An 11,516-nucleotide genomic window follows, 5' to 3' on the forward strand; every position below is an offset into this window, starting at 1 on the left:
GCATCAATGGGAACGACGCTGGGGGGATGAAAATCCTGTGCCTCTAGGAGCATGGCGTAGCGATTGGCATCGTCTTCGCTTTCAAACATCAGAATAAGGTTGCGATCGCCCAGTTGCAGAGAATGAATGCCCTCATTTTCAGTCCCGGGATTATAGAGCAACACGTAAACGCGCATGATGCCTCGCCAATGAAATCTCAACAGCGATTATAACGATTTTAGTTCACCCTACCCGTAGGATTTTTAAGTTGCGGGTAATCCAAATGCAAAAATAGACCTTGAGTTAGAACAATGTTTTTTCAGGTTCCCCTTTGATCCGCTGCTCAAGCCATGCTTGGCGATAGGTGAGTTCTAATTCATTGCCAGTGCGACGAAAAATTTGTGCCTGCTGCAACAGAAAAGCTTGAAAGAGCCGCTGAAAGGCAAGGGCAATAATCGCGACCACCAAGCCAGAGGCGGTACTAATTAAGGCCTCACTAATGCCGAGACCTACCCCCATGGTTGCGGGTGTGCCAATATCCCCCAAGCGAATAGAACTGAGGGCATTAATTAGACCTAGGACTGTTCCCAATAAACCCAGTAGAGGTGCCATCGTAATCGTTGCCTCTAGGACCTTCTCGCCCCGCCGCATAGCACTTAGTTCCTCATCAGCTGCAGCCTCTAGAGCCAAGCGAAAGATTTCTGGGTTGGTGTCAATCAGTTGTAAAGGAGTGTAGAGGAAGCGCCCAATGGGTTGATCACAGGCATTTGCCGCTAACTCAAGCGCCTCTTGCCAATCGTGGCGAGCGGCATCCAGAATTTGCTCCGCCAGTTTGGTTTCTCCTCGGAGAACCATACCCCAAAACCAAAGCCGCTCAAAAATGGTGCCTAAGGTCAAGATCGAGAGGATGAGTAGTGGCCACATGGCCAAGCCACCACGGTTAAAAATTTCAGCGATATTCACGGCCAGTTCCCTGTCAGAGCATCCGACGTTTAGTATAGTCCAGCCGGTGGCGGCAATTGTTTCCCAAATTCTAGCAAACCCTACTGCCAAGGGTTTTGAACCACTGTTGCTGATGTCCTGTCTAATACAGTGATTGCGTTAATGGAGCGATACCTCGCATGAGTGTATCTTTACCCCTATCAGCGGCAACCGCATCAACAGATATCGGGACCCGACCGCAAGTGAACGATCCCGATCGCCCCCTGATTGAGCAGTGCCTTGCCGGGCATCCCAACGGCTTTCGGGAGCTGTATCAACGGCATCAGCAACGGGTGCGATCGCTCCTGTTTCAGTTGTGCGGTGCAGTTGCCCTTGATGATTTGGTGCAGGAGGTTTTCCTGCGGGCATGGAAGGGGCTAAAGGGTCTCAAACACGAGGCAAAGTTTTCGACATGGCTCTACCGGATTGCTTGGAATGTGGCTTGCGACTATCGCCGTCAATTGGCAATGCGCAAATCGCGACATCAGCAATACTTGTATCACAGGGAGTCACTCACCCCTGGACTAGATCTACGGCAATTGCACTATGAAGATTTGGTACAGCGAGGGTTGGCTACATTGCCCTTAGAGTATCGCAGCGTTTTGGTCATGCACGATCTCCAGGGCTTACCCCAAAAAGAAATTGCTGAAATTCTGGGGATTCCAGTGGGTACTGTAAAATCCCGCCTCTTTCGCGCCCGTGGCACCTTGCGGACTTACTTTACCGAAGCCGGAGTCAGCCTATGAAACGTGAACCCCCACCTACGGAGGATAAAAATTTGGTTGAGTTTGTGCAGATGTACGCGGGAACGCCCCCGCTACCGCCTCCCTACTTGGAACAGTGTATTGTTGAAGCCGGTTTGCATCAATATCAGCTGAATAAGCGACGTTGGCAGGTCGTGTCTATTTTGGGGGTTGGCGCGATCGCCACCACCACCGCCAGTGTGTGGTTCCTCAAACCTGCGGCTCAAGTGGCGCAGCAGACACCTGCCGATGGCCTAGAAACCTTCATTGCCACCAATTGGCAAGCGCTGTTTGAGAGTGCGGAACCTGTCACCTTCGAGTGAATCTTTTCTTAGGTAATTCTTGCTTTCATTTTTTCATTTTGCTAATTCGTTTTGTTAACTTTTGACACAGGAGACCACAGCAATGTTGAAAAAATCCCTGACTACCCTTTTGCTCTGTAGCACCCTCAGTTCCTTGGCAGTTGTGTTGCCCACCTTTGCAGGTCCGGCTAACCGTGGCATTGATTGGGGTGCCAAAGTGGAGAATCTCAATCTCACCCCTGAACAACGCCAAAACTTACAGGCGGTGCGGCAGCGATATCAAAGCCAAATAGAGGAAACCCGTGCCCAACTGCGCACTACCCAAGATGAACTGCGGCGGCTCATGGCCAGCAATGCTAGCGATGAGGAAATCCGGGCCAAACATGCCCAAGTGCAACAGCTTCAGCAAAAACTGGCAACATTACGGTTTGAAAGCATGCTGGCCACACGGAAAATTTTGACCCCTGAGCAGCGCCAAGCCCTGGCAGAACGCCTGCAAAACCGTCAGGGTCAGCGGCGACTAGAGCGCTAGGCAACTGTTTTATAGGGCTTTGAGCCCTGTTGGCGGTCAGGGCATCAGGCTCTGGCCCTTTTCTTGCGATTGGCAAAAGTCTATGGCATCCTTACTCCCATATTCCCTGAAGGGCATGGGAAGTCCCGCACTGGGCTTTAAGGCAGGAGAGCCACTCAGCAACTTAAGATCAGCAATTTTGAGCGATGAAGTTCAGAATCTCTGTAGCGGCGCGATCGACGACGCCAGGAGTGCCCATGGCCGCTCGCATTTCCGCGTAGCCTGCCTGCATGGCCAATCGTTTTTCCGGGTGATCCAATAGGGCAAAAGCTGCCGCGGTGATGTTGTCAATGGTGGCGCGACCCTGTAGGAGCTCAGGGACAATTTCTCTGCCAACCAGTAAATTTGGAGGCGATACAAACTGGAGATCGAATTTGAGGAAGCGCTGATAAAGCCACAAACTCAGGGGATGCACACGGTAGATGACCACTTGGGGCACATTCAAAAGCGCCGTTTCTAAATTCACTGTGCCCGATTTGGCGATCGCCAGATCCGCTGCCGCCAGAACTTGCAGTGAGTCTTCCGCAAGGGTGACGGAAATGGGATATTGCTTGAGAACTGCTTCAATGGCTGGACGATACTGCTGTAGAGACAACGGTAACCAAAAGTGGGCTTTGGGATAGGCTTTAGCGATATTCGTGGCAGCCCCTAAAATCAGTGGCAAGAGGGATTGAATTTCCTGTTTGCGCGAAAGGGGCAATAGGGCGATCGCCAGCTCATCGGCAGCAATGCCCAGACTTTGGCGCGCCACCTCACGACTTGGGGCGGCGGCAATACGATCCAACAGCGGATGCCCTACCCACACCACATTGGCCCCGTGACGGCGATAATAGCTGGCCTCCTCCGGAAAAACGGCCAGCAGGCGATCGCTGAGGGCAACAATCTGCTGGGTCGTCTTGAGGCTATGGGACCAGACCCACTCTTGGGGGGCAATATAATAGACAATTGGAATGGCAAAGTGCCGCCGAATAAACTGCCCCATGGCCACATTGCCACCAATGTAATCAATCAAAACCACCAAGTCCGGCGGATGCTGCTGTAGGTAGCGGCGTGCCTTTAGTTGGAGGGCGATCGTGGGTTTGATGAGAGGCAGGGCTTCTAGCAGTCCTACCGAGCCAATACTCCCCGTATTAAAGAGGACCTTTGCCCCTGCTGCTGCCATGCGATCGCCCCCAAGGGCAGAAATTTCCAAAGGAATTCCCCGCTCTGCAGCCAGGCGATAGAGTGCCTTCACCAGTAGCGCACCCTGCAAATCCCCGGAAACTTCCCCCGTACTAATGAACAAATGTGCCATCCCTAGCCCCGCACTGCCGCCACTGGTTGACAGAGTTGATCCGCAAATTCCTGTTCACTGGCGGCCATTTCTTGTACGGCTGTGGCCATAATCTCAGGGAGGGATTGTCCTGCTGCATATTGAGCCAACCATTGCTGAGCGGTATTTCCCTGTCGCAGGATTTTCTTGATCGGTGCCAGAAAGCAGCTAAAGCCCTGTGCTTTGGCAATTGGCCAGACCTCCTCATAGAGTTCTGCTATCCAGGCAGCTGCCGTTAGTTGCCGGCGATCGCGCCAGTGGGTCAACACCGCCTCAAGGCTACGTTTTGCAGCAAGCTGCTCATTCTCATCCGCCAGTTGTGCCAAGGTCTCGCGATCGCCCCAGCGCAAAGGATCCAGCTCAGGGGTGTCGAGCAATTGCAGCAGCCGCGCCTCTAGGAGAGCCGTAATGGCCAGTAGGGCAATGGGATCCGTCACCAAATCACAAATGCGCAGTTCCAGACGATTCAGATCGTAGGGCCGGCGATCGCCATTAGGACGCACGGCACTCCAGAGGTGCCGCACATTTTGCATCGTGCCCTGTTGAAGTTGTGCCTCCGTCCACTCAATAAAGTGGGCATGGCTAGTAAATAGGGGCACTTGGGGTGGAGTTTTGGGAAAGATGGCCCACCGGGTGGAGTGATAGCCCGTAACCTGGCCATCGAGAAACGGTGAAGCAGCACTGAGCGCTAGAAACAGGGGTGCCTCCAGCCGCACAAGCCGACAGGCACGCATCAACTCCTCTGGATCCCGCAAACCAATATTGATGTGGACACTGGCCGTCACCACCCGCGTGCCGTAGGTTTGCTCAATGTAGGTGTGATAAGGATTCTGCGGGTCAGAACGATAAAAGCGTTGAGTATCACCAAGACTCAGGGTACTGCCCGGAACCAGCGTGAAATCCCCCAAGGATTGCAGATAGGCCCGCAGCCGAAAGCGGGGGCGCAGCAAGTCACAGAGGGCTTGGTCATAGAGATACACAGGGGGTGTCGTAAATTCCACATTGCGGCTATCCGGTTCACGCACAAACCCCGGCAAGTCCCTCACAATGCGATCCGACAATCCCACAATCTCGCCTGTGGGTTTACCCGTATAGAGTTCAACCTCAAAGCCCTTTGACAGCATGGTAGCCCCTTACTGAGTTGGGTGAATGGGCAACCCCGCGTAAATGGGGAGTTTTTAGATACTTAGTCACAATACCACGCTCTCGCCCTTGCCGCATATATGAACAATATATGAACATTCGTGAAACTGCCACTGTAAGCATAACAATCTGATAGGATAGCCTGTAGTGCAAACTACACTGGCCAGTAGGAGTTTTTGCATGTTTGGTCAGCGGCGAGTCCAAGCAGATGTGCGTGTCGGGCGTCTCTTAGATCAATTGGGGATCCGTTACCAAGTGGATGAGGATGGCGATTATCGTGTTATTTTTGACCTAGGTAACGGGCGATCGCAACAAGCCTTTATTGACTCGCAGACCCAGCAACTGGGCAGCTACGAGATTCGCGATGTCTGGTCAATTGGCTACATCTCCGACGGCTATCTTGACCAGGAGATAGCTAACTATCTCTTAATTGAAAATAGCACTAAGAAAATTGGCGCTTGGGAATTGCGCCCCCTTGCTAATAATAAATACATTGCTGTGTTCTGTAACAAGGTCGCCGCTGATTGTGATGCAGAAGCCCTCAATATGAGTATCCGTATCGTTTTACAGGTGGCTGACGAATTAGAAAAAATTCTTGAGGCGGGCGATCGCCTCTAGTTTTTAGCTGTTCTAACCCATCCTCAGGAATGGTTACCGCCTAGGGTGACTCCAGATGCGAGCTGCTGGCTGATTCAAGCCCGCTGCCGCCACAACTCAACGGGGGTAAATCATTTCAAAAATAGAAAAAGATTTTTTGGGGTGTCCCTGCTGCATATTCCGACTCACTGCGCTGGCTAACACATTAGCTGCGATCGCCAGAAGCGCACCCTAGCGGGTTGGAGTGGACTCAATACTATGTGATATTATGTGCCAAATTAAAAGGAAAACTGAAGCAGCCAAAACCGATGCTCTTCAGAAGGAAGCACACGATTACACTAGCCATCAGCATATATTCATCGCCGTATTGAGCACTTCAGAAATCTACCCTTAGAGATGCTTTCAGAATCCTTTGTTCAAAATCTCACTACTCTTGGCCATAAAACAAAAAGAAAAGAATAAGCAGTGGGGGCATCTCGTTGGGACCGGTCTCGGAATTGCTGCGGCAGCGGGGGTCATCCTACTGCTATCTCAGCTCTTTTTGGGTAATCCATCTTAATTTGAATGGTGAAGCGCCATCCGGAAGAAAAAGCATGTACCACCCTTTTAGGGGGAGACTCTCCCTAAAACGCATCCTACCCCTACCTTGGGCGAAATAAAATGTGGTAGCATATCTGCTCTGGCATTATAGATAGTGTTTAGCTATGCCCAAAGTTCTGGTTTCCGATCCCATTGAACAGGTGGGGCTTGATTTGCTTGCCCAAGTGGCACAAGTAGATGTCAAAATCGGCCTCTCAGAGGAAGAATTGATCAAAATTATTCCCGAATACGATGCCCTCATGATTCGATCGGGAACCAAGGTCACGAAAGATGTGATTGAGGCTGCCAACCAACTGAAAATTATTGGCCGTGCTGGGGTAGGTGTAGATAACGTCGATGTGCCTGCCGCCACTCGCAAAGGGATCATGGTGGTCAACTCTCCGGAGGGCAACACCATTGCTGCTGCGGAGCACACCTTAGCGATGATGCTCTCCCTTGCCCGTCATATTCCCGATGCGAATGCTGCAGTTAAAGCGGGTCAGTGGGATCGCAAACGCTTCACAGGGGTCGAAATTTACAAGAAAACCCTTGGCATTATTGGCTTGGGTAAAATTGGCTCCCATGTAGCCACGGTTGCCCGGGCCATGGGGATGAAACTCCTTGCCTATGACCCCTATCTTTCAACGGAGCGAGCTGAACAACTGGGCTGCCGCCTTGTGGAGTTGGACGTTCTCTTTGCGGAGTCAGACTTTATTACACTGCACTTGCCGAAAACTCCCGAAACGCAGCATTTAATTAACGCCAAAACCATTGCCAAGATGAAACCGACGGCTCGCATTATTAACTGTGCGCGGGGCGGCATCATTGATGAGGCAGCCCTTGTGGAAGCGCTCAAGAGTGGTAGGCTGGCGGGGGCTGCCCTCGATGTCTTTGAAAATGAACCCCTTGAGGCCGATTCTCCCCTGCGGAGTCTGGGAATGGAAGCTATCTTGACTCCCCACTTGGGGGCTTCCACTGAAGAAGCACAGGTGAATGTGGCTATTGATGTTGCTGAGCAAATTCGCGATGTCCTCCTGGGATTGCCGGCGCGATCGGCGGTGAATATTCCCGGCCTGCGCCCAGATGTCCTAGAAAAACTAGCCCCCTATATGCAGTTGGCAGAAACCCTTGGTAACTTGGTGGGGCAGTTGGCTGGTGGCCGGGTCGAGTCTCTGGAAGTCCGTTTGCAAGGAGAACTGGCCACTAATGACAGTCAACCCATTGTGATTGCTGCGCTGAAGGGGTTGCTCTCCCCAGCCTTGCGGGAGCGGGTCAACTATGTCAATGCTGGGTTAGAAGCCAAGGAGCGGGGAATTCGCGTAGTTGAGACTCGCGATGAATCGCAGCGCGACTATGCTGGCTCCCTGACGTTGATTGCCAAAAGCCCATCGGTGACGCGCTCGGTGTCTGGAGCTTTGCTCTCCCACAATGAATTGCGCATCACCAGTATTGATGACTTTCCCATTAGTGTGGCGCCAACCCGTTATATGCTGCTGACACTGCACCGCGATATGCCCGGCATTATTGGGAAGATTGGCACCCAGTTGGGGAGTTTCAATGTCAACATTGCCAGTATGCAGGTGGGACGCAAGATGGTGCGCGGCAATGCGGTGATGGTGATTAGCTTGGACGATCCCCTACCCGAAGGACTCTTGGAGGAAATCCTCAAGGTCCCCGGTATTCGTGATGCCTATATCGTGAATTTGTAGGCACGGTTGTGGTGCAGCGTTGGTGGGAAATTACCGTCACTTGCCAAGCTGAGGCGGAAGAGCTGGTCTATTGGCGCCTTCAATCCTTTGGCTGTCAAGGAACGGCAACTCAACTACAGCAGGGACGGGTGTTGATCCAAGGCTATGTGCCGCAGCAGCAGGTGACCTTACTGGACATTGCTGCCCTAGGGGTTTGGATTGAGCAGGATGTGGTGGCGCAGGGCTATCTCTCGCCAAAACTCCACTGGCAATTGGTGAACGAGCAGGATTGGGCCCATAGCTGGCAAGCCTATTGGCATCCGATAGCCGTGGGCGATCGCCTCCTGATTTGTCCCGCTTGGGAAATGCCGCCCCGCGATAACACGCGCTTGGTGATCAAACTGGATCCCGGCATGGCCTTTGGCACAGGCACCCACGAAACCACCCAGCTTTGCCTTGAAGCCCTAGAGATGCAGTTGGATCAGACCTTTGAGCCGCTGCCGCCTACGGTGATTGCTGATATTGGCTGTGGTAGCGGTATTCTGGCGATCGCCAGCCTCTCGCTGGGGGCACAAAAAGCCTATGCCGTGGATACCTCGGATCTTGCTGTCACCGCCACTCAACGGAATGCAGAACTGAATGGCATTGGAGCCGACCAGTTGATTGTCCGCCAAGGCAGTTGGGAGCAAGTTCTCGAACTCGTTGATGGGGTCGTCTGTAACATTTTGGCACCCGTGATTATTGAGATTCTGCCCCACTTGCCCGCAATTGTGAAACCCAAGGGCTGGGGTATCTTTAGTGGCATTCTCTTGGATCAAGCAGATCGTGTTGCAGAACAACTGAAACAGCAGGGCTGGAGCTTGGGCAGTGTCTGGCGACGGAACGAGTGGTGTTGTCTCAATGCGCGCTTTGAGCATTTGCCCGACTAAAGGGAGCTAGCTTTTCACCTTGGTCGCCGGTCGCACCAAAGAATAGGAGGTCATCACTTCCTGATAACAGGCCTCTAGGCGATCCAAGTTGTGACTAAGGCTATAGCGCTGCAGCACGCGTTGACGGGCTTTGTCCCCCAGGAGGCGAATCATTTCCGGATGTTGATAAAAAATGGGCAGCAGCGCTTGCAACTGCGTTTTCACATACTGGGGATTCAAGACAATGCCGGCACCGGTTAACACTTCACCATCAGCACCGACATCAGTGGCCAAGCAGGCCAAGCCACAGGCCATTGCCTCTAGGAGCGAAAGGGATAACCCCTCAATTTGTGAGGGCAGGATGAAGACATCACAGCCACGTAAAATTTGCAGCCGCTCTTGATCATTGATAATCGAGCCAAGCCAGAGAATATTTTGCTCCGGGCCATAATTCGCCATCAGTGAGGTCATCAGCGCACCACCCCCCACCATCAGCAACTTACAATCCGAGGGCATTTCTGCTGCGCACCAAGCGCGCAGGAGCGCTTCAACATTTTTCTCAATGGCCATCCGCCCTTGGTAGACATAGAGGTAGCGCGCTTTAAAGTCCTCTTTGGCCGTAGAAGGTCCTGGGGTATATTTGCGCGTATCCACCCCATTGGGAATCACTCGCAGGGTCTCAGCACCGACCCCAAGACGAATTAGCAGTTCCTTTTGCGATTGGGAAAAGACAATCACGCGGTCATAGCGAGCTAAAAAGGGGGCATAGAGCTGGTAAGTCATCAAGGCGGTGCCCGCCGTTAGGGTACGATACTTTTCGCTATAGGCAGGATGAAATGTGGCAACTAGGGGAATCTTTAACTCTTCGCAGATGTCGGGAAGAAAGAAATCGAGGGGGGACAGGGTCAATGAGGCGTGGACAATATCGGGTTTAAGTTTCTTGAGGGATTCAACCAGAACTTTGTTGGCTCGCAGGGAGGGCAGGGTATAGACTTGCGATTTATAGAGGCAAGGGAGCGTTACATCTGGCATCTCACCTTCGCGCTCGGCTTCCTGCTCATCCTCTTGGGCAAAATGCAGAAAGCTCACCTGATAACCGCGATCCAATAGGCCATTGGTAATTTCACGACTATAGGTGACATTGCCACAGGGGGGAGATTTTTTGCCAAGCCACGCGATATGTAAAGCCACAATTATTGATTCCTTATTTATGCGTTGTCCATGGAGCCTATTTATAGAGCAGTGGTACCCACTTGATCAATGATGCGAATGGGACCATTGACATCGCCGCTGAGAAACTGCCGTAAATAGGGATTATCTGTTGTCTGAGCTTCCCTTTGGGTTCCCTCCCAATAAATGCGCCCTTGATAGAGCAAAATCAAGCGATCGCCCGTGCGTTTAATCGTACTGTTTTGGTGGGTCACGACAACGTAGGCATGCCCCGTCTTCTGCTGTAATTCACGAATCAGATCCTCAATCACTGTCGAGGCAATGGGATCTAACCCTGCCGTTGGCTCATCGTAAAGCAGGAGATAGGGATCATCATCGGGGTCTTCCGGATTATCGACAATGGCACGGGCAAAGCTGACTCGCTTGCGCATTCCCCCAGACAACTGCGCTGGGTAGAGGTCTTCCATGCCAGAGAGACCGACCATCGCCAGTTTTTCACTGACAATTTCACGAATGCGGGCTTCGGGCAAACGGGTGTGCTGGTATAAATAAAAGCCAACATTCTCAGCAACCGTGAGAGAGTCAAAGAGGGCAGATTGCTGAAAGACCATGCTCATGCGCAACCGGCACAGACCATCCTGGCGCAAGCCTTGGCGGCGTTTACCGGCCACATAAACTTCGCCCCGATCAGGAGCGAGCAACCCAGCAATAATCCGCAGAATCGTTGACTTGCCAGTCCCAGAAGGTCCCAGAATCACAAGGGCATCCTGGGGATAAATCACTAAATCCACATCATTGAGGACATGCTTATTGCCAAAGGTTTTGCAGACACCGCGCAGCTCTACCAATGGTTCGGCCATGTGATCTATCCTTTAGCCAAAGGCTTCTAGTTGTAGATCTTCGATCGCTTGTAGTCCCCGTGCATCCCCCAGCTTAAACAGCGCTGCTTTGGCATCTTCTTGGACGCCCATATCACTGTCTTGTAGGGCAGCAATCAGTTGATCAATGGCTTGTGTGTAAAGGGGCCCAAGGGGAATTTTGCGACAGGCATGACCTAAGGCCCAAGCACAGTTACTACGCACAGCAGCGATCTCGTCCTGAGCCAAGGCGAGGGCAAGGGCAGGAATGGCAACCGTGGCCGCCTCTTCACTTGCTTCTGCCACCTGACCCAAGGAACTAGCTGCCCACAGGCGCACGGCAGAAATATCCGTTTGCAGGGCATGAATCAAGGGGTCAAGGGTTCGGCGATAAATTTCTGGCAAGGGAAAGCGGACACCACAGTTGCCCAAGGCCCAAACAATGCCTTTGCGGACATAGCCATTCCAGTCTCGCTCCAATTGCTGAATGAGGGCATCCACCGCTGCCAAACTGGGGTTACGGCCAAGGGCATAGGCCGCACTGACGCGAACAAGGGGACAGGGTTCTTGCAGGAGATGGATGAGATAGGGTGTGGCGCGTTCATCCTGCAATTCGCAAAAGGCGCGCGGCGAGCGTCGTCGTACGCCAGCTTGATGTCCGCTGCGACGGGGCGCACACTGAGGCC

13 protein-coding genes are annotated in these 11,516 nt (G+C 52.5%); 6 read left to right on the plus strand and 7 right to left on the minus strand.

Annotated features, from left to right (window positions below; translation table 11 throughout):
* Together H8Q75_RS09400 and H8Q75_RS09405 are read right to left on the minus strand one after the other, a co-directional pair.
* A partial coding sequence (locus H8Q75_RS09400) for a DUF3110 domain-containing protein (protein WP_297041304.1) occupies nt 1–176 on the minus strand: 176 nt, incomplete at its 3' end.
* 106 nt (nt 177–282) lie between these two features.
* Nucleotides 283–942 (minus strand): MotA/TolQ/ExbB proton channel family protein, encoded by a 660-nt coding sequence (locus H8Q75_RS09405; RefSeq protein ID WP_024123905.1) that lies wholly within the window; start codon nt 940–942, stop codon nt 283–285.
* Nucleotides 943–1,100: 158 nt separating this feature from the next.
* Between H8Q75_RS09405 and H8Q75_RS09410 the strand changes: the two genes are divergently transcribed.
* The 3 genes from H8Q75_RS09410 to H8Q75_RS09420 all read left to right on the plus strand — a co-directional run bounded on the left by H8Q75_RS09410 (nt 1,101) and on the right by H8Q75_RS09420 (nt 2,537).
* Nucleotides 1,101–1,706, plus strand: coding sequence for a sigma-70 family RNA polymerase sigma factor (locus tag H8Q75_RS09410; protein WP_024123904.1), 606 nt, complete (start codon nt 1,101–1,103; stop codon nt 1,704–1,706).
* A complete protein-coding gene (locus tag H8Q75_RS09415) occupies nt 1,703–2,026 on the plus strand; it encodes a hypothetical protein (RefSeq protein WP_041428846.1) in 324 nt (107 codons plus the stop codon). The genes H8Q75_RS09410 and H8Q75_RS09415 overlap by 4 nt, the downstream gene beginning before the upstream one ends.
* An 82-nt stretch (nt 2,027–2,108) precedes the next feature.
* Nucleotides 2,109–2,537: a Spy/CpxP family protein refolding chaperone gene (locus H8Q75_RS09420; RefSeq protein WP_024123902.1), complete on the plus strand. Its 429-nt coding sequence runs from the start codon at nt 2,109–2,111 to the stop codon at nt 2,535–2,537.
* Between the two features lie 169 nt (nt 2,538–2,706).
* Here the strand turns inward: H8Q75_RS09420 and lpxB are convergent, their stop codons facing one another.
* Nucleotides 2,707–3,870 (minus strand): lipid-A-disaccharide synthase, encoded by a 1,164-nt coding sequence (lpxB, locus tag H8Q75_RS09425; protein ID WP_297041295.1) that lies wholly within the window; start codon nt 3,868–3,870, stop codon nt 2,707–2,709.
* Nucleotides 3,871–3,872: 2 nt separating this feature from the next.
* Complete coding sequence (gene gshA / locus H8Q75_RS09430; RefSeq protein ID WP_024123900.1) at nt 3,873–5,012, minus strand: glutamate--cysteine ligase; 1,140 nt, start codon at nt 5,010–5,012, stop codon at nt 3,873–3,875.
* Nucleotides 5,013–5,211: 199 nt separating this feature from the next.
* Here gshA and H8Q75_RS09435 point away from each other — a divergent pair, with 199 nt between their 5' ends.
* The 3 genes from H8Q75_RS09435 to prmA all read left to right on the plus strand — a co-directional run bounded on the left by H8Q75_RS09435 (nt 5,212) and on the right by prmA (nt 8,824).
* Complete coding sequence (locus H8Q75_RS09435; RefSeq protein WP_024123899.1) at nt 5,212–5,649, plus strand: hypothetical protein; 438 nt, start codon at nt 5,212–5,214, stop codon at nt 5,647–5,649.
* Between the two features lie 683 nt (nt 5,650–6,332).
* Entirely contained in the window at nt 6,333–7,916 is a 1,584-nt protein-coding gene (serA, locus tag H8Q75_RS09440) for a phosphoglycerate dehydrogenase (RefSeq protein ID WP_024123898.1), read from the plus strand.
* Nucleotides 7,917–7,924: 8 nt separating this feature from the next.
* A complete protein-coding gene (prmA, locus tag H8Q75_RS09445; RefSeq protein ID WP_024123897.1) occupies nt 7,925–8,824 on the plus strand; it encodes a 50S ribosomal protein L11 methyltransferase in 900 nt (299 codons plus the stop codon).
* Between the two features lie 6 nt (nt 8,825–8,830).
* Here the strand turns inward: prmA and H8Q75_RS09450 are convergent, their stop codons facing one another.
* From H8Q75_RS09450 to H8Q75_RS09460, 3 genes are all read right to left on the minus strand, one after another.
* The gene (locus H8Q75_RS09450; RefSeq protein ID WP_297041299.1) at nt 8,831–9,994 is read right to left on the minus strand and encodes a glycosyltransferase family 4 protein; all 1,164 of its coding nucleotides are present in this window, start codon (nt 9,992–9,994) and stop codon (nt 8,831–8,833) included.
* A gap of 41 nt (nt 9,995–10,035) precedes the next feature.
* Entirely contained in the window at nt 10,036–10,833 is a 798-nt protein-coding gene (locus H8Q75_RS09455; protein WP_024123895.1) for an ABC transporter ATP-binding protein, read from the minus strand.
* A gap of 12 nt (nt 10,834–10,845) precedes the next feature.
* On the minus strand, nt 10,846–11,516 hold a 671-nt coding region (locus tag H8Q75_RS09460), incomplete at its 5' end, for a HEAT repeat domain-containing protein (protein ID WP_297041302.1).

The organism is Thermosynechococcus sp. OHK43 (assembly GCF_014466085.1).
In the GTDB taxonomy this organism is placed as follows: domain Bacteria; phylum Cyanobacteriota; class Cyanobacteriia; order Thermosynechococcales; family Thermosynechococcaceae; genus Thermosynechococcus.